The 22290-nt window shown below is 38.9% G+C and carries 26 protein-coding genes and 1 riboswitch; of the genes, 1 reads left to right on the forward strand and 25 read right to left on the reverse strand.

What is annotated here, in order from left to right; all coding sequences use genetic code 11:
• Positions 1–37 precede the first annotated feature (37 nt).
• The 14 genes from CGC63_RS08050 to larC2 all read right to left on the reverse strand — a co-directional run bounded on the left by CGC63_RS08050 (position 38) and on the right by larC2 (position 10679).
• On the reverse strand, positions 38–1246 hold the full coding sequence (locus CGC63_RS08050) for a PcsB-like coiled-coil domain-containing protein (RefSeq protein ID WP_003021362.1): 1209 nt from the start codon (positions 1244–1246) through the stop codon (positions 38–40).
• Positions 1247–1394: 148 nt separating this feature from the next.
• Positions 1395–1742, reverse strand: a complete 348-nt coding sequence (locus CGC63_RS08055; protein WP_003021359.1) for a YraN family protein — start codon at positions 1740–1742, stop codon at positions 1395–1397.
• Positions 1735–2505, reverse strand: coding sequence for a ribonuclease HII (locus CGC63_RS08060; protein WP_003021357.1), 771 nt, complete (start codon positions 2503–2505; stop codon positions 1735–1737). Before CGC63_RS08060 ends, CGC63_RS08055 begins: the two co-directional genes overlap by 8 nt.
• Position 2506: 1 nt before the next feature.
• Complete coding sequence (gene ylqF / locus CGC63_RS08065; RefSeq protein WP_003021354.1) at positions 2507–3352, reverse strand: ribosome biogenesis GTPase YlqF; 846 nt, start codon at positions 3350–3352, stop codon at positions 2507–2509.
• 17 nt (positions 3353–3369) lie between these two features.
• Positions 3370–3969 (reverse strand): signal peptidase I, encoded by a 600-nt coding sequence (gene lepB / locus CGC63_RS08070; protein WP_003021352.1) that lies wholly within the window; start codon positions 3967–3969, stop codon positions 3370–3372.
• Between the two features lie 78 nt (positions 3970–4047).
• Complete coding sequence (gene rplS / locus CGC63_RS08075) at positions 4048–4395, reverse strand: 50S ribosomal protein L19 (RefSeq protein WP_003021348.1); 348 nt, start codon at positions 4393–4395, stop codon at positions 4048–4050.
• A 130-nt stretch (positions 4396–4525) separates the two neighbouring features.
• Entirely contained in the window at positions 4526–5962 is a 1437-nt protein-coding gene (trmD, locus tag CGC63_RS08080) for a tRNA (guanosine(37)-N1)-methyltransferase TrmD (protein WP_003021345.1), read from the reverse strand.
• A gap of 10 nt (positions 5963–5972) precedes the next feature.
• Complete coding sequence (gene rimM, locus CGC63_RS08085) at positions 5973–6479, reverse strand: ribosome maturation factor RimM (RefSeq protein ID WP_003021342.1); 507 nt, start codon at positions 6477–6479, stop codon at positions 5973–5975.
• Positions 6480–6599: 120 nt separating this feature from the next.
• On the reverse strand, positions 6600–6830 hold the full coding sequence (locus CGC63_RS08090) for a KH domain-containing protein (RefSeq protein WP_003021339.1): 231 nt from the start codon (positions 6828–6830) through the stop codon (positions 6600–6602).
• 18 nt (positions 6831–6848) lie between these two features.
• On the reverse strand, positions 6849–7094 hold the full coding sequence (rpsP, locus tag CGC63_RS08095) for a 30S ribosomal protein S16 (protein WP_003021336.1): 246 nt from the start codon (positions 7092–7094) through the stop codon (positions 6849–6851).
• A 42-nt stretch (positions 7095–7136) separates the two neighbouring features.
• The gene (gene ffh, locus CGC63_RS08100; protein ID WP_003021334.1) at positions 7137–8483 is read right to left on the reverse strand and encodes a signal recognition particle protein; all 1347 of its coding nucleotides are present in this window, start codon (positions 8481–8483) and stop codon (positions 7137–7139) included.
• A gap of 3 nt (positions 8484–8486) precedes the next feature.
• Entirely contained in the window at positions 8487–8831 is a 345-nt protein-coding gene (gene ylxM, locus CGC63_RS08105; protein ID WP_009246100.1) for a YlxM family DNA-binding protein, read from the reverse strand.
• A gap of 41 nt (positions 8832–8872) precedes the next feature.
• Positions 8873–9721, reverse strand: a complete 849-nt coding sequence (gene larE / locus CGC63_RS08110) for an ATP-dependent sacrificial sulfur transferase LarE (protein ID WP_003021328.1) — start codon at positions 9719–9721, stop codon at positions 8873–8875.
• Entirely contained in the window at positions 9708–10679 is a 972-nt protein-coding gene (gene larC2 / locus CGC63_RS08115; RefSeq protein ID WP_003021325.1) for a nickel pincer cofactor biosynthesis protein LarC2, read from the reverse strand. The genes larE and larC2 overlap by 14 nt, the downstream gene beginning before the upstream one ends.
• A 197-nt stretch (positions 10680–10876) precedes the next feature.
• Here larC2 and CGC63_RS08120 point away from each other — a divergent pair, with 197 nt between their 5' ends.
• Positions 10877–12001, forward strand: coding sequence for a DUF362 domain-containing protein (locus tag CGC63_RS08120; protein WP_003021323.1), 1125 nt, complete (start codon positions 10877–10879; stop codon positions 11999–12001).
• Between the two features lie 76 nt (positions 12002–12077).
• Here CGC63_RS08120 and thiD read toward each other — a convergent pair whose 3' ends face one another.
• The 11 genes from thiD to CGC63_RS08175 all read right to left on the reverse strand — a co-directional run bounded on the left by thiD (position 12078) and on the right by CGC63_RS08175 (position 22261).
• Positions 12078–12872, reverse strand: a complete 795-nt coding sequence (gene thiD / locus CGC63_RS08125; RefSeq protein ID WP_003021320.1) for a bifunctional hydroxymethylpyrimidine kinase/phosphomethylpyrimidine kinase — start codon at positions 12870–12872, stop codon at positions 12078–12080.
• Entirely contained in the window at positions 12869–13525 is a 657-nt protein-coding gene (thiE, locus tag CGC63_RS08130; RefSeq protein WP_009246103.1) for a thiamine phosphate synthase, read from the reverse strand. Before thiE ends, thiD begins: the two co-directional genes overlap by 4 nt.
• 95 nt (positions 13526–13620) lie before the next feature.
• Positions 13621–13726: riboswitch (TPP riboswitch) on the reverse strand.
• Positions 13724–14077 (reverse strand): arsenate reductase family protein, encoded by a 354-nt coding sequence (locus CGC63_RS08135; protein ID WP_003021314.1) that lies wholly within the window; start codon positions 14075–14077, stop codon positions 13724–13726. (Overlaps the previous riboswitch by 3 nt.)
• A 14-nt stretch (positions 14078–14091) precedes the next feature.
• Positions 14092–14514: a bacteriohemerythrin gene (locus CGC63_RS08140; RefSeq protein WP_040351138.1), complete on the reverse strand. Its 423-nt coding sequence runs from the start codon at positions 14512–14514 to the stop codon at positions 14092–14094.
• A gap of 23 nt (positions 14515–14537) precedes the next feature.
• On the reverse strand, positions 14538–14963 hold the full coding sequence (locus tag CGC63_RS08145; protein WP_003021308.1) for a DUF1284 domain-containing protein: 426 nt from the start codon (positions 14961–14963) through the stop codon (positions 14538–14540).
• Positions 14960–15505: a biotin transporter BioY gene (locus tag CGC63_RS08150; protein ID WP_330399101.1), complete on the reverse strand. Its 546-nt coding sequence runs from the start codon at positions 15503–15505 to the stop codon at positions 14960–14962. The genes CGC63_RS08145 and CGC63_RS08150 overlap by 4 nt, the downstream gene beginning before the upstream one ends.
• Positions 15506–15605: 100 nt before the next feature.
• Entirely contained in the window at positions 15606–17276 is a 1671-nt protein-coding gene (locus CGC63_RS08155; RefSeq protein ID WP_003021302.1) for an extracellular solute-binding protein, read from the reverse strand.
• Complete coding sequence (locus CGC63_RS08160) at positions 17269–18969, reverse strand: sensor histidine kinase (RefSeq protein ID WP_003021299.1); 1701 nt, start codon at positions 18967–18969, stop codon at positions 17269–17271. Before CGC63_RS08160 ends, CGC63_RS08155 begins: the two co-directional genes overlap by 8 nt.
• On the reverse strand, positions 18944–20470 hold the full coding sequence (locus CGC63_RS08165) for a response regulator transcription factor (protein WP_089438680.1): 1527 nt from the start codon (positions 20468–20470) through the stop codon (positions 18944–18946). Before CGC63_RS08165 ends, CGC63_RS08160 begins: the two co-directional genes overlap by 26 nt.
• Positions 20471–20579: 109 nt before the next feature.
• A complete protein-coding gene (locus CGC63_RS08170; RefSeq protein ID WP_003021290.1) occupies positions 20580–21419 on the reverse strand; it encodes a carbohydrate ABC transporter permease in 840 nt (279 codons plus the stop codon).
• The gene (locus CGC63_RS08175) at positions 21419–22261 is read right to left on the reverse strand and encodes a carbohydrate ABC transporter permease (RefSeq protein WP_009246110.1); all 843 of its coding nucleotides are present in this window, start codon (positions 22259–22261) and stop codon (positions 21419–21421) included. Before CGC63_RS08175 ends, CGC63_RS08170 begins: the two co-directional genes overlap by 1 nt.
• Positions 22262–22290: the final 29 nt, after the last annotated feature.

The following is a 22290-nucleotide window of genomic DNA, read 5'->3' on the forward strand; positions in this document are numbered from 1 at the left end:
GATGGTCACAAGGCCATCTGTTTTTATTATGTAATCTTTAATTCACTTGATATACATCTGCGTACATTCTCCCAAATTCCATCGCATCCTCATGACTTTCAAAATAAATATCAACATGTCCATAAGGTACACCTCTGTCCTCTACTGTATACACAGATCCATTTATTTTTAATTTCGTTCCAAAAGGAATTCCATTCATAGCTACTGTTCTTCCCTGTACCGGAACAGTTCCGCTGGCAGTTAAGCCGCTGGAATGCCCTGAACAGCAAGAACCGTTACAATATGCCGTAATCTTAAATTTTCCTAAATATTTCTCACCAGATGTATTCTGACCTTCACTTTCCTGAGAATTGTTGTTATTATCTTCCGGTTTCTGCGGTGTTTCCGGTTTACTTTCTTCCGGCGCAGGCTTATTTTCCGGTTTTGTTGTGTTTTCCGGTTTCGCAGTATTATCCGGCTTTGGAGTTTGTACAGACGGTTTCTGTGACTGTGCAGCCTCCTCATCCTTTTCCTGCTTAATTAAAGCATTGATTTTATCACTTTGCACATTGATTTTATTCAGCAATGCTTTTGTAGTATCCTTTTCCGCAGAAATCTGTGTCTCATATTCTTCCATCTGAGACCGGGTACTTTTCATAACTGATGAAATCTCGTCCTGCTTTTCTAAACTTTCTTTATGAAGCTTTTTAAGCTTTTCCTGCTCTTTTTTTATACTTTCTTCTTTTTCTTTAATTTCCGCTGTTGTCTTTTTATATTCTTCCAGCATCTTTCTATCATACTTTGTCATCTGCGACATATTTTCTGCCTGACTTAAAAATTCTGAAAGATCCTTTGCTTCCAAAAATAATGTTATATAAGAACTATTTGAATTTTCGTACATATACTGAATACGAAGTTTCATTTTGGAATACTGTTCTTCCTCTTTTTTTTGCGCTTCTCCCAGTTGGGTTTCAAGCTCCGCCAGTTCTTCCTGTCTTGCATCTGACTGACTCTGAATATCCTGAAGGTTTTCTCCCAATTCGCTAAGCTGGTTATTCAGTTCTGTCAAGTACTCTTCCAAATTATTTTTCTTGGATTCCAGACTTTTGATTCTTCCCTGAGCATCATTTAACTGTTTCTCATTTTCCTTTTGTTTACCCTGCTCTGCAGAAATCTTACTCTGTGTAGTCGCAGCGTAACAAGGAGTGATAATCAGACTTGCTGATAAAAGCCCCAAAATCAGACCTGTACTTGTTTTTTTCCTCATAATCAAAGCTCCTTTTCATAACCGAAACTGATTATAACATAATATTCACAAGAAAAATAGCCTTTTTTCATTTTTTCGTAACATTTATGTAATAGTACCTAAGATTTTCTGTTAAATTTATGCAATTATCCCATTGATTTTTTTTCATTTATCTTTGATATTCAAAGGCATTTCGAATAAGCTCTGCCCTATTGGAAGATATCCCTACTACGTCAAAACGACAAGGCGTATCCTCAGGATATCCCTCTTTGGTAAGATAATACAAGGCTGTTCTGGAAATTTTTCTCTGCTTTGCTTTCGTCACGGCTTCCAGTGGGCTTCCGTAACTTAAATCACTTCTGTATTTCACTTCAATAAAACACAGATACTCCCCCTCTTTTCCAATTAAATCAATCTCACCTTGTTTACACCGGTAATTTCGTTCTAATATAAAATATCCTTGTTCTTCCAAAAGTTCAGCTGCTTTTTCTTCATATTTTCTGCCAATTTCATTCATAATTTTCCCCTGTCACATTATGAATGAAACTCCTTCTGTGTATCGGAGTCGGACCATATTTCTTAATGGCCTCAATATGTTCTTTAGAGCCGTATCCTTTATTGGATGCAAACCCATATTCCGGCATGATTTTATCATATTCCCTCATCAGGCGATCTCTGGTAACCTTTGCCACAATACTGGCCGCCGCTATGGAAATACTCTTTGCATCTCCCTTAATAATAGGCACTTGAGGGATGGTAATCTGAGGAATAGTCACTGCATCATTTAACAAAATTTGAGGTGTGACATCCAATTTTGAAACAGCTTCTCGCATCGCCTCATAGGTCGCCTGCAAAATATTGATTTCATCAATTCTCTGAGGACTTGCATATCCAACTGCCACAGAAACTGCTTTTTCCATAATTTCATCATAAAGTTGTTCTCGCATTTTTTCAGAAAGCTGTTTTGAGTCATTCACATATAAAATTTCACAATCCGGCGGCAAAATCACTGCACCTGCCACTACAGGACCGGCAAAAGGGCCACGCCCCACTTCATCAATCCCACAAATATAGCCTAAATGTTCATATTCACGCTCAAATTCTCTCATTTGCTTTAAACGTTCTTTTTCCTGTTCCAAAGCTTGTATGCGCTTGTGCCCCTGTTCTACAAGCTTCTGTACACCTTTTCGTTCATCCGCCCTGTAAATTTCACAAAAAGCAGGCAATTCCTGTATCGGTGTATTCTTAAATCTCTCTTTAATTTCCTGAATACTTTCCATTTTAAGCCTCCGGCTTTTCTAAAGTAATTTTTCCGATTTTCCCGTTTCTAAACTCTTCTAATAAAATATTAGCTGCCTTTAAATAATCCAGCTCGTTACCTTTCTGTATACATTTCCTATTTTCTGCAACTTGTTCCAACATAGAAAGTGCATTTTCGCTTTCCTCAATATCATATCTTTTTGTCAAAACGCCCTCATAAGACTCATGAAGATATTTTAACAATTCCAGAGATAATTCTTCTAAATTTAAAATTTCGTCTTTAATAGAGCCTACCATAGCGAGTTTTGCTCCTACGCTCTGATCTTCAAATTTCGGCCATAAAATCCCCGGTGTATCCAGAAGTTCTACGTTTTTGTTAATGCGTATCCACTGTTTTCCCTTTGTCACGCCTGGTTTATTTCCTGTTTTCGTGCAGGCTTTCCCTGCAAATGCATTGATAAATGTAGATTTTCCTACATTTGGAATTCCCACTACCATCGCTCTGATTGGTCTGTTGATAATTCCTCTTTTTCTGTCTCGCTCAAGCTTTTCTTTACAGGACTCCATGACAACAGGAAGAACTCCTTTTATCCCTGCACCGCTTTTTGCATTTAATTTTACTACATAATAGCCTTTGCTTTTAAAATATTCTGCCCATTTCTCATTTTCGCGCTCATCTGCTAAATCTGATTTATTTAACAAAATAAGTCTTGCTTTATTTTTGCCTAATTCATCTATATCCGGATTTCGACTGGAAAAAGGAATTCTCGCATCCACCACCTCAATAATCAGGTCAATGAGCTTAATATTCTCCTGCATCATACGTTTTGCTTTTGTCATGTGTCCCGGGTACCATTGATAATTCATGCTATTTCTCCTTTTGTCTAATGTTTTATAAATCCCATTTTGTTTACCGGTGCAACTCGAAACCACAGCTTACCTTCAATATATTTCTTCTTAACTTTCTTTACCTCTGCAAAGCGGCTGTCTTCACTGTTATTTCGATTGTCACCTAACACAAAATATTCATCATTTTTCAAAGTAACCCCTTCGTCTGCCAGACCGGGATTTGTCATTTTATCCACTTTCATTTTTTCTTTATATTTTTTTCCATCAATATAAACTTCCCCATTCTGAATTTGAATTGTTTCTCCGGGAAGTCCGATTACTCTTTTAATATGAATTGCCGCATTGTCTTTTCCATCCTTTGTAAAGGCAATCATATCTTCTCTTTTGGGCCCTGTTAGCTTATATGCCAGCTTATTTATAAAAAAAGTTTCACCTGTCCGCAAGGTAGGTTCCATACTGCTTTCCTGCATACGAATACTCTGAAAAAAGAAAATAGATACCACTGCAGCAACAGCCAACACCACTGCCACCTGAAATACCCAGCTAAAAACTGTTCTACCTCTTTTACTTTTAATAAACTCCAGCGCCATTTCCCTTTGCTGTTCTCTCTTTTTTCTGCTTTTCTTCTTTTTCATCCTGTTTTCACCTAAATTATCCGTATTGAAGAAACAGGGACATATACCAAAGTATGTGTCCCTGTCATGTTTACGTTATTATTTTACTAACTCTTTTACTTTCGCTGCTTTACCTACACGCTGTCTTAAGTAGTTCAATTTTGCACGTCTTACTTTACCACGTCTTATAACTTCTACTCTTTCTACGTTAGGGGAGTGTAATGGCCATGTTTTTTCAACACCAATTCCGTTAGAATTTTTTCTAACTGTGAATGTTTCACGGTTGCTTCCACCCTGTTTCTTTAATACAACACCTTCGAAAACCTGAATTCTTTCACGATTACCTTCTTTGATTTTACCGTGAACTCTTACAGTATCTCCTACGTTGAATTCCGGTGCTTCTGCTTTCATCTGAGCAGCTTCAATGTTTTTAATAATTTCGTTCATGATTTTTCTCCTTTAAATTCGGACGTTCTTAATGCAATCAGCAACAGAGGACCATCTCTTTTTACAACATGGGTAATTATACTATCTCCCCATATCCTTGTCAAGTATTTTCCCTTGATTTTTAAACAGATTAGAAAAATTCCACCTCTCTCGGTGTCAGAAATTTTTCTTCTAAATGAGCTTTTACCGCAGATGCGTCATAAGCTCTTGCTCCCTTTTTACACAGTAAAGCGCATCGCATACAGGAAATACATTTCCTTTCGTCAATTTCCAGCGTATCCTTGGAAATGGCATACACAGGACATTTCTGCACGCATACCTGACAGCCTGTGCAGCGTTCTTTTATAAAAGCTTTTGGTACAGGCTTCATCTCTTTTTTATCCGGCATGGGATTTCCGGAAACTTGAACAGAAGCAAATCCCTGTTCTTCCCCTTCTTCTATGCGTTTTTTTATCAGTACCGCAAATTTCTTAAAAATTGCCGCATCCTGCTCATTGGGTCTGCCTGCCCCTAGTTTATCCGAATAAATGTGTGGAATAACCGGTGCAATAGCTCCAATGCACACAAATCCTCTTTCCTCCAGGATTTTTTTCATCTGGGAGAGGGTATCATCATAATGTCTGTTTCCATAAGCAGCCATGATGACACAAGGTGTTTGATTTCCCTTTAAATTTGAAAATAACTTGTCATCCAAGGACGGAAGCTGTCCGCCATAGACAGGCGCTGCTGCAAGGAGTAATTCCTGACCGGAAAACTCTCTTTTTTCTCTGCGCAGCTTTCTTCTCGTCAAATCAATATATTGCGGATTTTGCGTCAAACAGCAAGCCAATAGCTCCGCTGCTTTTTTTGTTCCCCCTGTCGGACTGAAATAAGCGGCTGTCACAGGACGGTTTTTTGCTCTTAAATCAGGACGTCTTTCCTTTGTCCTTTTATAAGACTCTTCCAAACGCCACGCCTCAATTTTTGTATGGTCTCCGGTCAGCAATACCGCAGGCACATTTTTTCCTCTCCAGCTTTCCGGTCTGGTATAATGGGGATATTCCAGCAAATTATCCTGCATGGACTCAAACTGAGAAGACTCCTCATTATTTAAAACGCCTGGAACAAATCGGGAAATTGCATCAATCATAACACAGGCAGCCAGTTCTCCTCCGGTGAGCACATAGTCTCCGATAGAAACATAATCTGTCACGATTTCCTCTAAAACTCTCTCGTCAATTCCCTCATAATGCCCACAGAGAAAAACCAGCTCCTCTTCCAAGGCAAACTCCTCTGCCATAGTCTGGTTAAAAACCTTTCCCTGAGGAGTGAGATAAATACATCTGGGCTTTGAAGTCCGTTTTTTTACAGACTGATATGCCTGATACACAGGCTCTGCCTGTATGACCATTCCTGCACCGCCCCCGTAAGGGTAATCATCTACACGAGAATGTTTATTGTCTGCAAAATCTCTGATATTTACCGTATGGAGGGCTATTTTTCCGTTTTTCACTGCTCTTCCTGTAATACTGGTCTGGACTGTATTTTCCACCATTTCAGGAAACAGCGTAAGTACATGAAAATCCATTTTATCCCTCCTAGCACAGGCCCTTCAAAAGATGAACGACCATTTTTCCATTCTCTACATCTACTTCTTTGATGCAGTCTTTAATCGCTGGAATTAAAACTTCTTTTCCCGCTTCCAGATGAACCACATAAACATCGTTTGCTCCTGTTTCCATAACATCCATCAAAGTCCCAAAATGCTTTCCGTCTTCCAAATAAACTTCCATACCGATTAAGTCTGCAATATAATACTCATTTTCTTTTAAAGGCACTGCAAACTCTCTTGTTACATACAGGCTTTTCCCTTTATATGGCTCAATATCATTGATATCATCTACGTCCTTAAATTTCAAAATAACATACTGCTTAAAATATTTTACTCTTTCTATATCAAGCTCACACAACTCTTTTCCTGTATCTAAAAGTACACTTTTTAAATAATCAAATCTATGCGCATCATCTGTGGTAGGAAAAACCTTTACTTCTCCTCTGATTCCATGTGTAGTGGTAATTACACCCACCTGCAATAAATCTTCCATCAGTTAAATCTCCTCATTAAAACTCTACATACAAAAAGCCGCAGTAAATAAGTATTTACTACAGCCTTCTTTCCTTTTCCTGCATAGCAAAAAGGGGCGCATATAGCGCTCACCTCTTGCTTACTGTAAAATATCTACGACTACTTTCTTTTCACTCTTGGAAGAAGCTGCTTTTACAACAGTACGGATTGCCTTTGCAATACGTCCCTGACGACCGATTACTTTACCCATATCGGAAGCTGCCACCTTAAGTTCAACGAAAATCGCATCATTATCTTCTGTTTCTGTCACAATGACTTCTTCAGGACAATCTACGAGAGATTTTGCAATTACTTCAACTAATTCTTTCATTACAAGACACCTCCCAGATTATTTTTCGATACCAGCCAGTTTAAAGATTTTAGCAACAACATCTGTTGGCTGAGCACCATTTGCAAGCCATTTTTTAGCTGCTTCTTCATCTACTTTATATACGCTTGGTTCCTGAGTTGGATCGTATGTTCCGATTTCTTCGATAAATCTTCCATCTCTTGGAGATTTGGAATCTGCTACAACGATTCTATAAAAAGGAGCCTTTTTCTGTCCCATTCTTCTTAATCTGATTTTTACTGCCATTTCATTTCACCTCCTGGTTTATTTCATTATCTTTCATATATGTTAAAAGGGAAGTTTGAATTTTCCTCTTTTACCACCTTTGCCACCCATTAGACCGGGCATTTGTTTCATCATTTTCTTAGCCTGCTCAAACTGCTTTACCATACGATTGACTTCTGATACATCCACACCGGCGCCTTTTGCAATACGATATTTTCTTGATGGATTTAAGATTTCCGGATGAGAACGTTCTCTCGGTGTCATAGACAAGATAATCGCTTCTTTACGAGCCATATCCTTTTCATCCACCATACCTTCCAAATCTTTCATCTGAGAACCTACACCTGGAAGCATACTCAATACACTGGATAAACCACCCATATTTTTCATCTGGTTCATACTTTCCAGATAATCATCAAAGCCAAAAGAATTTTTGCGGAACTTCTGTTCCATTTCCTTTGCCTTCTCTTCATCCAGATTTGCCTGTGCTTTTTCAATCAGGCTCATAACATCTCCCATACCTAAAATACGGGATGCCATACGTTCCGGATAAAACTGTTCTAAATCAGAAAGCTTTTCACCCATACCAACATATAAAATTGGTTTTCCGCTGATTGCCTTTATGGAAAGAGCAGCACCACCTCGAGTGTCACCATCCATCTTTGTCAATATAACACCGTCAATTCCTACCTTTTCACCAAAGGTTTCTGCTACATTTACAGCATCCTGACCTGTCATGGCATCTACGACCAGTAAAGTCTGATCCACAGTAATTGCTTCTTTGATTTTTTCCAGTTCTTCCATCATGTCTTCATCAATGTGAAGACGACCTGCTGTATCCAAAATCAAGACATTATACTTTTCATTTTTTGCATGCTCGTAAGCAGCCTTCGCAATATCCACAGGACTGTTTTTATCGCCCATGGAAAATACATCCACACCCTGTTTTTCACCGTTTACCTGAAGCTGTTTAATTGCCGCAGGACGATATACGTCACAGGCTGCTAACAGAGGTTTTTTGCCTTTAGATTTCAACTTTCCTGCCAGCTTTGCGGTAGTCGTTGTTTTTCCGGCACCCTGAAGTCCTACCATCATGAGAACAGTCACTTCATTTCCTGACTTTAAGGCAATCTCTGTTGTCTCGCTTCCCATAAGCTTCACAAGCTCTTCGTTTACGATTTTGATTACCATCTGTCCCGGATTCAAACCGGACATTACATCCTGTCCAATGGCTCTTTCCTGTACCGCTTTCATAAACTGTTTTACTACCTTAAAGCTTACATCGGCTTCTAATAAAGCCATTTTTACTTCTTTTAAGGCAGCTTTTACATCGGCTTCCGTCAGACGGCCTTTTTTTCTTAAGTTTTTGAATACATTCTGTAATTTGTCTGTTAAGCTTTCAAATGCCATCTGTTATAACTCCTCTAAAATTTCCTGAGAAATATTTTCCACTTGGAAAACTAATTCCTGTTTGCTAAGCTTTTCACATTTCTTACTCAGTTCGTGAATACGATGAACTTTTTCTTTGATACTTAAAAACTTTTCTACCAAATGCAGCTTTGCCTCATAATCCTGCAAAGCTTTATTGCAGCGCTTAATGTTATCATGTACTCCCTGACGGCTAATTCCCAAGTCGTCAGCTACTTCACTGAGCGAGTAGTCATTTAAGACCACATCTTCATAAATTCTTCTCTGATGAACTGTCAGCAGTTCACCATAGAAATCATACAGTAAAGTCTGCTCTACAAATTTCTCCATTCGCATCACCTTGCTTATCATACAACAGACTTTTTACTCTGTCAAGTATTTTTTCTTGACAACTTTTCATTTCTGAATTCATCCATACTTCCGCTTCGAAATCCCTGTATATCTAAAGTGATATACTGAAATCCTCTTTTCTGCAAAGCTTCTGTTATTTCCTGCGATTTTTCCAAAAAAGCTCCAAAGTCTGCTTTTGGAATTTCAATTCTGCAAATCTCTCCGTGGAGTCTTATTCGTACTACGGAAAAGCCTTGTTTTTTTAAATATTCCTCTCCTAAAGCAATTTTCTCCAAAGCTTCTGTTTTAATTTCTGTTCCATAAGGAAGCCTTGTGGCAAGACATGGTGTTGACGGGCGACTTGCCACAGAAACGCTCAGCTCCTCTGCCAGTTTTCTTACCTCCTCTTTGGTAAATCCAGCTTCTGCCAGCGGACTGAATACTCCCAGCTCTTTGATTGCCCTTAATCCCGGACGATACACATGCAAATCATCCTCGTTTGTTCCTTCCATGACAACAGAAATCCCCTGACTTTTCGCATACTCCAAAAGCTTCTGAAATAAAGTTTTTTTGCAAAGATAACATCTGTCTTTTGGATTAAACCGAATTTCTTCCTGCTCTAATTCATTGACAAAAACCACTTTATGAACCGCACCGGCTTCTTTTGCTACTTTTTGAGCAATTTCCAAATCACAGGGCGGATGCAAAACCGTATGGAAGGTTACTGCATGAATATTCCCTGCTTTTTTCTGTTGCTTCATACATTCTTTTGCCAGCATTAAAAGAAGACTGCTGTCCACGCCTCCCGAAAAAGCAATACAAATATCTTCTTTTGTGTATTCTTTCATTTTTTCATATAAGTCCCGCTTCTTTTCTTCATAGGTCTTCATAATATCCTCCCGCCACGGCAGATGCTTCATCATACACATCTCTGTAAGCTCTGCCTGTTTCTTCGCACACCTTTTTTACCGTTTCAAATTCCGGATAACAAAATTTCTGCCCGTGGTGTTCACATACTTTTACAGTTACTTTCTGTCCGTCTTTTAACTGGATTTCTTTAAAAGTTCTGGGCAAAATTCTACGGTTTTCTTCGTATCTGCGTAATCCTATACTGGTAGTTTCTCGAAAAATAATATCTTCCAGCTTTTCCTGCTGCTCTTTTTTGCATAATACCTGCAGCATATAAGCAACTCTGTTTTTCTTCATATAAATAGGAAAGCAAGAAGCATCTAATGCGCCTGCTTTCATTAAACACTCTATGGCATACCCCAATTGTTCTCCACTGCAGTCATCCACATTCGTTTCTAAAACCTGTACCGTATCTTTTGCTTTTTCTGAAATTTCTGTATCCGAACACAGCAAAAGTTTTATTACACTGTCTTTATCACCTTTTTCTATAATTGTCTGTACCAAATAACCGGGTGTTTTTTCTGTTTTCCATTCTCCGAAAACAGCCAGAAAACAGACAATTCCCAGGCTTAAAAGCTCTCCCTTTTCCGGCTGCAATTCTATAGGAATATGATACCTCTGTAAAATATGAAAAATAGAAACAGATTTCTCCTCAAGAGTTTCTTCATTATTTCCTTCAGTAAGAGAAGAAATACAGATTTTCTCACATTCCAGTGCATCTAATAGTTTCCCCAGTTCCTCCTGCTGCTTTTTATCTTCTTCTCTGTCTTTTCCTGCTTCTTCTAATAAATCATAGACCTGTATAAGTCTTTGTTCAGTTTCCTCTTTTAATTTATTTTTTACAGATAAGTTCTGCTGTTTTACCAGTTTTGTTAAAGCTTGTATTAAAACATTACAATTTAACCCATTTCTACATGTCAGATAAAGTCTTTTCCCCATCTTTTTATCCCTTCATCGTTTTTCAGTAAATTTTATCACATTTCCACTTTCCTGAACAGTCTAAAGAAAATCCATATTTTTATATTGTATCTTGGTTTTTCCAATGATAAAATATTTTTATACTGCCAGAATAGCAAAAGTGCACAGCACGAAACAATTCGTCAGGCATCTTTTCATAAATAACAGGAGGATTGAAAATGGAAGTATCAAATGTATATTTTACAGATTTAAGAGTGAAAAACGGCGATAATCTTCTCACAAAACTGCAAAGATTAATCAAAACTGCCGGAATTGGAAATATTGATTTTACAGACAAATATGTTGCTATTAAAATGCACTTCGGGGAACCTGGAAATCTTGCATTTCTTCGCCCTAATTATGCTAAAGCAGTTGCTGATATAGTAAAAGAATTAGGTGGAAAACCTTTTCTCACAGACTGCAACACCTTATATGTAGGAGGAAGAAAAAATGCTCTCGACCATTTAGACAGTGCCAATTTAAATGGCTTTAATCCAACTACAACAGGCTGCCAGATTATCATTGCAGATGGTCTGAAGGGTACGGATGAAACACTGGTTCCTGTAGAGGGCGGCACTTACATAAAAGAAGCCAAAATCGGACGTGCAGTTATGGATGCAGATGTTTTTATCTCTTTAAGCCACTTCAAAGGACATGAATCAACAGGATTTGGCGGTGCCTTAAAAAACATCGGAATGGGTTGTGGCTCCAGAGCCGGAAAAATGGAAATGCATTCTGCCGGAAAACCTCACGTAGACCAAAATTTATGCGTTGGATGTCAAATGTGTGCAAAAATTTGTGCCCATGACGCTCCAGAATTTGAAAATAAAAAAGCAACCATTAACCACGATAAATGTGTTGGCTGCGGAAGATGTATTGGTGTCTGTCCAAAAGATGCAATTTTATCTGCTTCTGACGAGTCAAATGAAATCTTAAACTGCAAAATTGCAGAATACACAAAGGCAGTTATTGACAATCGCCCTCATTTCCATATCAGTCTGGTAATCGATGTATCTCCATATTGTGACTGCCATGGAGAAAATGACGCTGCCATCGTTCCAAATGTAGGAATGTTTGCTTCTTTCGATCCCGTAGCTCTTGATATGGCCTGTGCAGAAGCCGTAAATGCTCAACCTGTTCTTTCTAACAGTATGTTGGGAGATTGCAGTGAAGAAGAAAGAGCTTGCCACAATCACGACCACTTCCATAGCATTTTCCCTGAAACCTGTTGGGAAACAGCTATTTCTCATGGAGAAAAAATCGGAATTGGAAACAGTAAATATAAACTTATTACAGTGAAATAATACTTTATCAAAAAAAGTGTGCTTTATTTTTTTAGGAACCATAAATAAAGCACACTTTAAATTATTATAAATATCTTTAATTCTTTATTACCACTGTATTATAGAGATGATTAAGTGGTCCTCTGCCCTTTCCCAAATCCAGTCCAGCCTCAATGGCTCCAGTGAGATATTCCTTGGCATTTTTTACACTTTCCTGTAAAGAATACCCTTTGGCAAGGTTACATGCAATGGCAGAAGACAGAGTACAGCCTGTACCATGTGTATTGGGATTTTCAATTTTTTCTTTGCAATACCAGATTTCTTTCTCATTTTCATAGAGAAGATCATCTGCTCCCTGCGTCAAATGTCCACCTTTTACCAAAACTGCTCCCTGCGTATATTTTCCAATTTCTGCTGCTGCCAATACCATATCTTCCTGACTCTTTATCTCTATTCCCGAAAGAACCTCAGCCTCAAAAAGATTAGGTGTCAATACTTTTCCTAAAGGAAAAAGCTGTTCCTTCATCACTTTACAAGCTTCTTGCTGCATCAGTCTGCTTCCACTTGTCGATACCATAACTGTATCCACTACAATATTTTTCACCTGATATTCCCGTAATTTTTCAGAAATAACACAGACAATCTCGCTATTTGGAACCATTCCGATTTTCACAGCATCCGGATAAATATCCTGAAAAATACAATCCAACTGCTTTGCTATAAATTCCGGAGATACTTCCACAATATCATAAACACCTGTAGTATTCTGCGCTGTTAATGCAGTAATCGCTGTCATGGCATACATATTATGTGCACAAATAGTTTTGATATCTGCTTGAATTCCTGCGCCTCCGCTACAATCCGAACCTGCAATACTTAATACTTTTTTCATTTTTCTTTTACCTCCTGCTGTGTAATTTCCTTTGACAGCTTTAAAAATCTCTGACAAGCACTTTCTATATCTTTTTGAGCATAAATTCCTGAAATCACTGCAACACCTGAAATACCGCAGTCCCTTAATTTTGTTATATTTTCTTCCTTAATGCCGCCAATTGCCACAACCGGAATAGCTACTGCCTGACAAATAGACCTCAAACGTTCTGTTGTAATTACTTCTGCCTCTGTTTTTGTAGAAGTTGCAAACATAGCCCCTACTCCCAAATAATCTGCTCCCATTTGTTCTGCTTTTTTTGCATCCTCTACAGTGCGACAAGACACTCCCAAAATTTTATCTGCTCCCAGCTTTTGTCTGGCTTCTCCTGCTTCCATATCCTTTTGTCCTACATGAACACCGGCTGCATCTACCTGTAATGCAATTTCCACATCATCATTGATAATGAAAGGCACACCATACTTGTCCGTCAATTTCTTCACTTCTTGTGCTTCTTTTAAAAACTCCTCCCTGCTTAAATTCTTTTCACGAAGCTGCAATAAAGTAACTCCACCCTTCAAAGAATCCTCAATTTGCTCCAAAAAACTCTTTTCTCCTATCCAGCTTCTATCCGTAACTGCATATAAACACATATTTTTTCTTTCTAATCTCATTTTTTCCCCTATCCTGTTTTTTATATTATAATGACTGTGAATTTCCAGCATTTACAGCTATAAAGTAAAAAACCGGAAAACGCCTGCACGTTTCCCGGTTTTCACATTCATCTCCCTACGCTGGCATTACCCATATCAGGTTAAAGGGTCGAAGTTGATAACTTCCTCTCAGCCCGCCCACGGACTCCCCTGCTGACTTTAATTTAATTTTTCTGTCCACTCTTTTTCCTTAAAGCCTGTAAGGACAAAATCATTCCCTACAAGCACAGGTCGTTTTACCAGCATACCATCTGAAGCCAGAAGCTCAAGCTGTTCTTCCTCTGTCATAGCAGGCAGCTTATCCTTTAGCTTCAATTCTTTGTATTTCATTCCGCTGGTATTAAAGAAACGCTTCAAAGGAAGTCCGCTTTTTTCATACCAAGCCTTGAGTTCTTCCTTAGAAGGATTGTCTTCTACAATATGACGCTCCTCAAATTCCACCTGATTTTCTACAAGCCATTTCTTTGCCTTCTGACAGGTACTGCATTTGGGATATTCTACAAATAATATCATATACAACCTCTTAATTATAATCTGTCTGCGTTGGAAGCCATAAATTTATATTCTGCCACAGAACGGTCAAAGCCTTTAATGTGGTCGAATAACCAATCTACTACATTTTTCTTAACCTGAGCTACAAACGCTTCTGTCGGTCCTTCTTCCTCTTCCAGCATTTCCTGAAGTTCTTTTACAGCATTTTTAAATTCTGCATGTTTTACTTTATGTTCTTCGATTCCCGGATACTGAATTTCTTCCTGTAATTTTTCTTCTGCGCTGAAATGAAATTCTGTATAATCTAATAAGTAATCCAACATTTTAATTGCTTTCACTTTGCCCTGTCCGTCTTCGCAGCTTTCTAAAAGCTGGTTAATACGTTCAATCAGTTCTTTATGTTGTCCATCAATCATTTCATTTCCGGTTACTAATGTTTCATCAAATTCTGCTCTCATTTTCTTTCCCTCCAGTGGTTTTTTTATAGTGTAACACAATTTTTTTCAGTTTCCAATAGGCTTTTTTCTACTTTCTTTGAGCATATAGACGACCACTGACAATTTCCGCATATCTTTTGACGTTCTCCTGAAGAAATAATCCTCTCCTCCACCAGCTTTGCAAAATCATTCCAGAAAATTTTTATTCCCTCAGCCAGCCCGCAGCATTTTAGAACTTCTCTGTCATAATGCAGAACAAGCTCCCATGTATTGCAGACTCCGTTTTCTAAATTCGGGCATTTTTTACAGATTTCATCCCCACAGGCAACCACCTCGACCTCTGGATTTTTCTGCATTTCTTCATAAATTTTCTGCATGTGAGCCGTAAATTCATTACTATATCCTTTTCCTTCAAAAAAATGAAGGCACATACCATGATGTGCCCTGATTTTCAAACCTTCCTGTTTCATCTTCTGACTGCTCCTTTTAATCTTCCGCTTAATATTACCGCCAAAGCAATTTTTAAAATATCCGGTATCACAAACGGAAATACGCACCAGCCCAGAACTGCTAAAATTCCCACTTCACCGGTCTGATGAGTATATACTGCCATAAACCATAAGGTTCCTACTGCATAGCATGCCAATAATCCTACAAGCATAGAGAGAATTTGTATCTTTTTTCCTTTTCCGAAAGCACGTTCCATACCCCACATCACAAGAGCGGATGCCAGAAATCCTACAATATAGCCTCCTGTTGTTCCTGTAAGAACACCAATTCCGCCAGAAAAGCCTGCGAAAACGGGAATTCCGATAGCTCCCAGTAAAATATACACCAAAACAGCCATCGTTCCCCTTTTACCGCCCAGAATTCCCACTGCCAGAAAAACGCCTAAGGTTTGCAAGGTAAAAGGAACTGCTGCCGGAATGGAAATCCATGAGCAGATTGCGATTAATACCGTAAACATGCTAATATACACTAAATCATAAGTTTTGTTGTTTTCTTTTGCCATTATCATTTTTCGTTACCTTTCTTCTGTCCTTATTTTTGCAAAGGTATCGTATCACAATCCGCCTTTAATTGTCAACTATATTTTATTTTTAGGTTTACAATCATTCATTTTCTGCTGCTGTGCGAGCCTTTTGAGTAAAATCCTTTCCTCCCGCTGCATACCATTCTTTCACAAAAGTATCAAAATAGCCCACCGTTTTTTCACCACAGACAATCTGTATAAAGGTCTGCTGCTCCAATTTCAAAAGGTCTTCTCCGACCTTTAAGCCTTCTCCTGAAAGAGGCAGGGGCTGACGGCTTTTAAAATTCAAGTCCACCAGTGTGCCTACTGCCGTAATACGGGAGGTATAGGCGGCCCAGGCATTTGCCGTAGTCAGATTTCCGTCTAAATAAGCCTTACACGTACGATAATAAGACTTTTCAAGCCCTGTCAAGGAGGAGGACGGCTTTTCTTTGTTCAGCGCATTTCGAATATTTTCCGTTGTCTGATACAGTGTATCCCGATAATCCACGTTAATGTTCAACGGTCTTGCCGTAGGGTCTACATTTAATGAAAAATACTCATTTACTTCATTTGCCTCTTTGTCATCATAGCGGGAATAATCAAAAATCACACTGATATACTTTGCCACAATTTCCGGATGCTCATATCCTTTTCGCACCACCACATAAAGTCTGTCCTCAAAGGTTTCATACTCCTGCAATACATTTTCATCCTCTTTTGTAAAGAAATAAGGCGTCCATTCCGCATTTTTATCATAATCATAAGACTCCATCAGAGGATTATTCGGCGCCCACCATTTTCCGAAAAAAGCTCCGCATTTCCCATTTTTGATTAGCTCCTCTATATTCTCTGAGGTACGTAAAAGAAATTTTTTATCCAAAACGCCTTTTGTATACAGTGTATTCAGGTATTCCAGTGCTGCCTTACACTCCTGTGTCACAGAGCCGTACACAATTTCTCCCTCTGCATCCTGTACCCATTTTCTGGGACTTGCATGAAACATCGAAAAAATTCCGTCAGCAGAATAGGTTTCGCTGCTTCCGGCTACCAGCTCCGGCGTGCAGGCAAGGCCGATAGTCTCTCCGTTTCCGGCTGCGTCTTGATTGACAAATTCTAAAATATAATTCATTGCTTCGTCCATGTCGGCAGGTTCTTCCATCCCCAGCTTGTCCATCCAGTCTTTTCGCATCCACAGAAGCGTTGGACCGTGGTCGATAACCGTATCCGGAAATCCATAAAGCTTTCCCCCATACTTTCCTGAATTTAAAAGTGCGTCTGTATAACTGGCATACATATCTTTAATGCGCCATGTGGTACATTCCTCATAAACCTCAGTCAAATCCTCTATCATGCCTGCCTCTGCCAGCTTTTGCACGGTTTCCTGCCCTTTCACCACCATAATGTCCGGTAAATTGTTGTCCTTTATGGCGATTTCTACTGCTTCCTCATACTGATTTCCATCCTCCAGTTCAAATACATCCTTGTTTTGAATATTCAGCATTTTCTTTAAATAACGTGTATAACCGTTGTCTTCATAAGTATCTCCTGCCGGAAGATTAGAGTGATTGCCTCCGGATATTTTCCCCAGCGTATAGGTGACTGTTTCCGGATATTTTCCGTAAGGAGTATGCTCTGCTTCCTGCCATTTTGCATTGTTATCCGTTTTTGGAGGTTCTTCTTTAGCAGTCTCTTTTTTCCACGGAAAGAACAATATGCTAAAGACAATCACTGCTGCCACAGCAATGCCCCAAAATAATTTTTTATTCATATCGTTTTTCCTCCTTATTGACAGGAATAGCAATCTCTATTCGGCATCCCTCTCCCTGACGGCTTTTTACCCTTAAATGATATTCCTCTCCGTAAAGCAGTGTTATTCTGTCATTGACATTGCGTACCCCATATCCCTTAGAACGATAAGTGATGATAGACTTTGCCTGTTCCTCTGACATACCCATGCCATTGTCCTCCACTGCCATAATTAAGGCATCTTTCTCTTTGCAGACAGAAATTTTCAGCCATTTCTCTTCCTTTTCCGATACGTCTAAACCATGCTCAATGGCATTTTCCACTAACGGTTGTAAAATCAACTTGGGCACAGAGTAGCTTAAAGCATCTTCCTGTATTTCTTTGATAACCTGAAAACTGTTGTCGTGCATAATAAGCTGAATTTGAAGATAGGCATCAATATTTCGGATTTCGTTTGCAGCGATTGTCATAGTCTCTCCTTTGTTCAGGCTGGTGCGATAATAGGTAGACAATGCCAGCGTAATCCGGCTAATCTCCTCATTGTCTGCCTCAAGGGCTTTCCAGTTAATAATAGAAAGAGAATTGTAGAGAAAATGAGGATTAATCTGCGCCTGAAGGGCTTTCATCTCTGTTTTTTGCAGCTTAGTTTTTGCCTCATATACCTGAGAAATCAATTTATTGATTTCATCCATCATTCTGGTAAAGGTACGCACCAGCACACCGATTTCATCTTTAGATTGGCTCACCACCGTAACTTTACGAAGCCCCAGATTAATCTGGTTCATATTTTCTGTAAGCTGTTCCAAACGTTCTACCATTTTCCTTGAGAAAAAATATCCCAAAAGTAAAATCAGCAAAAGACAGAGAAGCAGCACAGGAATGTTTCCAAGAAGCAATGTCCAAACCGATTTCTCCAGCTCCTCTTTTGGCTGATAAAGACAGAAATTCCATTTCGTATCTTCTATTTTTTTCTCTATACATACATAATGTTCTTTTAAATAGTTTAGAGAAGTTTCTTTATCCGGCTTATAAGGGGCATCCATGCGGTATCCGGAATACACCACATTTCCTTGTTCGTCTAAGATTAAGCCCCCTCTGTTTTCCGTCAGCAAATCGGCAAAAGGCTCTAATACCCTATTGTAATCCAAGGTCAAAACCAGCATTGCCTGTATGCTGTCCTGCCGATAAAACTTACGCACTGCCAGAATTTCTTTTTTATTTCCCTGCTTTACCAGCCACTGCACCGTACCCTTTTCATTGATTTTAGAATACCAGGTCTGGTTTTGTGCCACAGACAGAGGAGCTAAGGTATTGCCATGTTCTACCTGAATGTTTTCAGCATATAATGTAATGCTTCTGATTTCCTCGTGGTATAGCTGCGGCATGGTAAACAGTGGATCAGCAATCTCTGTATATGCCAGATATGCCTCATAATCCGAGCGATATTCTTTCTCCATAATTTCCCGTAAGTCAGAGGAATAGGTTAAATAATTTATCAGATTTGTATAAATCTGCACCCGATTATCAATGCTGTCCACAGACTGCTCCAACACCTGCTTTAATCCGCTTTCTTCCTTTTCCCGCATAATCTGTATCGTTCTCATCTGGGTATAAGCACTGATGACGCATACCGGTATCAGGCTGCATAAAATCATCATAATGGTCAGCTTATAACGGTATTTTAGGTCTTTATATTTCTGTATCCATTTTTTCATACTCCGCAGTTCCTTTCCTGCAAGACTCCGGTGTCACTCCGAAATATTCCCGAAAGCTTCGGCAAAAATAAGAATTATTGGAAAATCCCACTTCCTTGGCAATCTGAGAAATTTTTTTCTGACTGTTTTCCAGCAGCTCTTTTGCCTTATCCATACGAAAAGCTTTAATAAAACGGTTTAAATTCATACCTGTTTCCTGTTTAAAAATGTAGCTTAAATACCCCGGTGACAAATATACTTTTTCCGCCAGAATGTCTACGCTTAATTCCTCCTGATAATTCTGATAAATGTAATTTTTCACCTGCGTCACTTCGCTTCTCGTACCCTTTTCTTCTTCTGCCAGATATTCCTCCAGCTCCTCCATGGCTTTTTCGGTAAGCTTCCATACATCTTGCAGCCTTTTGGCACGATATAAGCGGTCAATTTCTCTGCTCAATCTTTTCTCATCAGGCAAATCCATGGCTTCATAAATTTCTTTTATAATACTGGAAAATAAAAATTTCACATACATTTCAGAATATGCTTTTTCCGGATGATACACGACTTTCAACTGCTCAAAATGTTTTTTTAAATGCCCCATATCCCGATGATGAATGTCTTCTAAAATTCGTTTTAAAAGCTCTGCATCCCCAAGCGCTGCGTTTGTTTCTCTGTCTTCATTCTCTTTTAAAGAAAAAATATGCTTTTCCGGCTGATAAAACTGGTCTTCCAGCACCATTTCCAACGCTCCGAAAACCGCCGGCAACTCCTCAAAGCTTTTTAATTCCTCGCTGACAGCCAATAAGCATTCCGTATTATAACGAAGCTTAAAAAACTGATAAATTTCCCTGCACAAAAGCGCATAATCGCTGTGCTTCTCCTTAAAGAAGAAAAGTCCTTCTCCCGCATTTAAATTCAGATAAAAGAAATCACGGCGAATTTCCTCTTTTAATTTTTCTTTAAAGATTTCTTCTTCCATTTCAAAAAAACTGCTGGAGGTCTGAATTAAAACCATGTAATGATACTGTTGGAAATCCAGATTTCTCTTCATTTCCTCAATATCGACTTTTCCCCCGTACAAATAATTCTGCAAAAAGAACTGGTATAAATAATCCTGTGTTTTAATCTGCTGTACTTCTTCTGCTTTCTCTCTTTCGATTTCTTCCAACAGCTTTTTCATGGTCTTCTGGAATTCCAAAGGATCTACGGGCTTTAAAATATAATCAGAGACCCCGTATCGGATTGCCGTCTGTGCATAAGAAAAGTCACTATATCCGCTGAACATCACGATTTTCATTTCCGGATATTGTGAAGATACCTTTTCTGCCAGCTCCAAACCGCTCACATAGGGCATCTTAATATCCGTCAGAAGAATTTCCACTGTTTGATGTTTCAAAAGCTCCAGCGCATCCCTTCCGTTTGATGCTTCAAAAACCTCCAGCTCTGTTCCTGTCTTTTTCAATAAAAACTTAATGCCGTTTCGCTCCAGCTTTTCATCGTCTACAATTAAAATCCTGTACATATCTCCCACCTTTATAATCACCAAACAGGACTGACGTTCTCTGCCAGTCCTGTTTCTGTTTTCCTATATTTCTTTTATTGTAACATGTATTTTTATTCTGTCAACGAAATCAACCTTTTACAGCGCCTGCTGCAACACCTTCGATAATATAACGCTGGCAGAAAAGATAGAACACAATAATCGGAAGAATGGACAATACCAAAACGCCCATCATAGCTCCCATGTCAATCGAACCGTATCCGCCCTTCAAATATTGAATGGCAATGGAAATTGTTTTATATTTCTTTGTGTCCAACACCAGCACAGGCAGCAGATAGTCGTTCCATATCCACATGGCATCCAAAATTGCCACGGTAATACAGGTAGGTTTCATAATAGGAAATACCACCTTAAAATAACATTGCAGCGGCGTACATCCGTCAATCATACTTGCTTCTTCGATTTCAATCGGAATTGCCTTTACAAATCCTGTAAACATAAAGACTGCAAGTCCTGCGCCAAATCCCAGATAGATAATAATCAATCCCCAAGGATTATCCAGCTTCAGCATATTTGCAATTTTAGATAAGGTATACATTTCCATCTGAAAAGGAACTACCATCGCAAACAGACATAAAACATAGATAATTTTTGTACTCAAGGTTTTTACTCTGCTGATATACCACGCACACATGGAACAGCAAACGACAATCAGAGCCACCGAGCATACGGTAATAAATAAGGTCCATAAAAATGCTTCGAAAAATCCTGTCTTTTCCAGACCTCGGATATAGTTTTCCCAGCCTACAAACATATTTCCCTTTGGAATTTTAAAGGGATAACGGCTGATATATGCTTTCTTTTTAAAAGAGTTGATAAATACCAGTATAATGGGGTACATATACAGTACGCTGATAACTGAAAAAATCAGTGTCAGCAGCCAACCATGTTTTGCTTTTCTTGCTTTCATTACTGCTGCACCTCCTTTGTTCTGGTCAATCGATTTTGTATTAAAGCAATAATTCCCACTAAGACAAAGAAAATAACGGCTTTTGCCTGTCCTACGCCTTCATAGCCGGGACGACCATAGAAAGTTCTGTAAATATTTAATGCTATAAGCTCTGACATATTTGACGGTGCGCCGTTGGTGAGGGCTAAGTTCTGGTCAAAGAGCTTAAAGCCGTTGGTCAGTGTCAAAAACGTACAGATGGTAATAGACGGCATGACCATAGGAAGGGTAACATGACGAAGAAGCTGTCTTGCATTTGCCCCGTCAATCTTTGCCGCTTCAATGAGCTCACCCGGTATATTCTGAATGCCTGAAATATAGATAATCATCATATAACCTACTTGCTGCCAACACACCAGAATAACCAGTCCCCAGAAACCGTAGGTAGAGGAAAAAGTTAAAGTTTTTCCGTACTGTGCCAACACACCGTTTAACAAAAGCTGCCAGATATAACCTAAAATAATACCGCCGATTAAGTTCGGCATAAAAAATACTGTACGGAAAAGGTTTGTTCCTTTAATTCCCTTTGTTAAAAGCATTGCCACGGTAAATGCCAATACGTTAATCAAAATGACGGATACTGCGGTAAATAGAACCGTATACCATAAAGCGTGATAAAATTCTGTGTCCTGAAAAGCTTTTAAATAATTTTGAAACCCTACCCATCTGGCATCTGTTACCGTTGTAAATTTGCAAAAGGAAAGATAAATACCCAAAGCAAAGGGTGCAATAAATCCTAAAACAAATGCCAGCATGGTGGGCAATACAAACACAGGAAAATATTTTTTAATTGATTTTTCCAATTTTCTTCCCCCTTTTATCAGGAAAAGGG

This window comes from Blautia hansenii DSM 20583 (assembly GCF_002222595.2).
In the GTDB taxonomy this organism is placed as follows: Bacteria; Bacillota; Clostridia; order Lachnospirales; family Lachnospiraceae; genus Blautia; species Blautia hansenii.

Coding starts and splice junctions, on each gene's coding strand:
- ylqF (WP_003021354.1), bottom strand. CDS start 3,352: ATGAATTATCAATGGTACCCGGGACACATGACAAAAGCAAAACGTATG.
- CGC63_RS08170 (WP_003021290.1), bottom strand. CDS start 21,419: ATGAAAGCAAGAAAAGCAAAACATGGTTGGCTGCTGACACTGATTTTT.
- trmD (WP_003021345.1), bottom strand. CDS start 5,962: ATGGATTTTCATGTACTTACGCTGTTTCCTGAAATGGTGGAAAATACA.
- rimM (WP_003021342.1), bottom strand. CDS start 6,479: ATGGAAGATTTATTGCAGGTGGGTGTAATTACCACTACACATGGAATC.
- thiE (WP_009246103.1), bottom strand. CDS start 13,525: ATGAGATTAGAAAGAAAAAATATGTGTTTATATGCAGTTACGGATAGA.
- CGC63_RS08145 (WP_003021308.1), bottom strand. CDS start 14,963: ATGAAACAGGAAGGTTTGAAAATCAGGGCACATCATGGTATGTGCCTT.
- CGC63_RS08160 (WP_003021299.1), bottom strand. CDS start 18,969: ATGAAAAAATGGATACAGAAATATAAAGACCTAAAATACCGTTATAAG.
- CGC63_RS08120 (WP_003021323.1), top strand. CDS start 10,877: ATGGAAGTATCAAATGTATATTTTACAGATTTAAGAGTGAAAAACGGC.
- CGC63_RS08090 (WP_003021339.1), bottom strand. CDS start 6,830: ATGAAAGAATTAGTTGAAGTAATTGCAAAATCTCTCGTAGATTGTCCT.
- CGC63_RS08050 (WP_003021362.1), bottom strand. CDS start 1,246: ATGAGGAAAAAAACAAGTACAGGTCTGATTTTGGGGCTTTTATCAGCA.
- CGC63_RS08055 (WP_003021359.1), bottom strand. CDS start 1,742: ATGAATGAAATTGGCAGAAAATATGAAGAAAAAGCAGCTGAACTTTTG.
- CGC63_RS08165 (WP_089438680.1), bottom strand. CDS start 20,470: ATGTACAGGATTTTAATTGTAGACGATGAAAAGCTGGAGCGAAACGGC.
- thiD (WP_003021320.1), bottom strand. CDS start 12,872: ATGAAAAAAGTATTAAGTATTGCAGGTTCGGATTGTAGCGGAGGCGCA.
- larC2 (WP_003021325.1), bottom strand. CDS start 10,679: ATGGGGAAAAGACTTTATCTGACATGTAGAAATGGGTTAAATTGTAAT.
- CGC63_RS08060 (WP_003021357.1), bottom strand. CDS start 2,505: ATGGAAAGTATTCAGGAAATTAAAGAGAGATTTAAGAATACACCGATA.
- CGC63_RS08155 (WP_003021302.1), bottom strand. CDS start 17,276: ATGAATAAAAAATTATTTTGGGGCATTGCTGTGGCAGCAGTGATTGTC.
- lepB (WP_003021352.1), bottom strand. CDS start 3,969: ATGAAAAAGAAGAAAAGCAGAAAAAAGAGAGAACAGCAAAGGGAAATG.
- CGC63_RS08150 (WP_330399101.1), bottom strand. CDS start 15,505: ATGGCAAAAGAAAACAACAAAACTTATGATTTAGTGTATATTAGCATG.
- CGC63_RS08140 (WP_040351138.1), bottom strand. CDS start 14,514: ATGAGAGCAGAATTTGATGAAACATTAGTAACCGGAAATGAAATGATT.
- CGC63_RS08135 (WP_003021314.1), bottom strand. CDS start 14,077: ATGATATTATTTGTAGAATATCCCAAATGCAGTACCTGTCAGAAGGCA.
- ffh (WP_003021334.1), bottom strand. CDS start 8,483: ATGGCATTTGAAAGCTTAACAGACAAATTACAGAATGTATTCAAAAAC.
- ylxM (WP_009246100.1), bottom strand. CDS start 8,831: ATGGAGAAATTTGTAGAGCAGACTTTACTGTATGATTTCTATGGTGAA.
- larE (WP_003021328.1), bottom strand. CDS start 9,721: ATGAAGACCTATGAAGAAAAGAAGCGGGACTTATATGAAAAAATGAAA.
- rpsP (WP_003021336.1), bottom strand. CDS start 7,094: ATGGCAGTAAAAATCAGATTAAGAAGAATGGGACAGAAAAAGGCTCCT.
- rplS (WP_003021348.1), bottom strand. CDS start 4,395: ATGAACGAAATTATTAAAAACATTGAAGCTGCTCAGATGAAAGCAGAA.